Below are 946 nucleotides of genomic sequence, written 5' to 3'. Positions count from 1 at the left end.
TTTCTTAAGGACAAGTAATACTATACCATCTTAATTTAACATCGTCAACACTTTTTTTAAATTTAATTTTATTTTTTTGTTTTTTCTATAATTTCAACAATACTATTTCATTATAAATAAGTTATATAGACTGAATATAATAAATTTTTATTGGAAAACTATATAAAAATACTTTTACAAGGAGTTGTTAGTTATGCCAGATTTCAACCATATAAAAGGTCTTTATGAGGATGGATTTAGATGTATATATTGCAATTCTGAAAGTAGTACACATACCATTTATTTAAAAAATTTTGATAGTGAAAAATCTGAAGTGATAGAATTAACAAATGATGATGATTTTAATCAATTTCAAGATTATATAAGTACACTTAGAATGCAATAAAAATAAAGGAGCATAGCTCCTTTATTTAGTTATCATAATTTTTTTTATTAATTTTAATAATTGTTCTCTATCTATTTCCTTTTCTTTTTTCGCTGACTTATATTCATATAAATTAACTACCTTAGTAACAGATTTACTCATTCAAACCACTTCCTATAAGATTATTAATTAATTATTTATATATTTAATTCTACAAGAGGATAAATTTTCCTCCTATAAAAACTAAATTTTACAAAATTCCATATTTTTTACTACTCTAAATATACTTCTTAAGGTTTTTTTATATATTAAAATTGTAAATAAAATTTAGTTTTAAATACATTTATTTATTAATATTATCGTCGAATAAAAAGTTTTTAATCAATATATTTAATTTTTATTTTTTTAATATATATTCTAAAAAAACTATAATTATATCTAAAATTTAATTTCCAAAAAATAAAAAAAGATTACGCGGCTACGTCCTACTCTCCCAGGCAGCTTTCCACCAAGTACCATCGGCGCTAAAGAGCTTAACTTCTGTGTTCGGAATGGGAACAGGTGTATCCTCTTTGCTGTAAT

At 22.4% G+C, this 946-nt stretch carries 1 protein-coding gene and 1 rRNA gene; one reads left to right on the top strand and one right to left on the bottom strand.

Features of this window, described 5'->3' with window-relative positions; genetic code table 11:
* The first annotated feature begins 193 nt into the window (after window positions 1-193).
* Complete coding sequence (locus GFJ41_RS17755; protein ID WP_021428578.1) at window positions 194-385, top strand: hypothetical protein; 192 nt, start codon at window positions 194-196, stop codon at window positions 383-385.
* 451 nt (window positions 386-836) lie between these two features.
* Here GFJ41_RS17755 and rrf read toward each other — a convergent pair.
* A 5S ribosomal RNA gene (rrf, locus tag GFJ41_RS17750) occupies window positions 837-946 on the bottom strand; the annotation flags it as partial.

Origin of the sequence: Paraclostridium dentum (genome assembly GCF_012922555.1) — a bacterium.
Taxonomy (GTDB): Bacteria; Bacillota; Clostridia; order Peptostreptococcales; family Peptostreptococcaceae; genus Paraclostridium; species Paraclostridium dentum.
This window is presented reverse-complemented; position numbering and strand designations above follow the sequence as displayed.

Coding starts and splice junctions, on each gene's coding strand:
- GFJ41_RS17755 (WP_021428578.1), top strand. CDS start 194: ATGCCAGATTTCAACCATATAAAAGGTCTTTATGAGGATGGATTTAGA.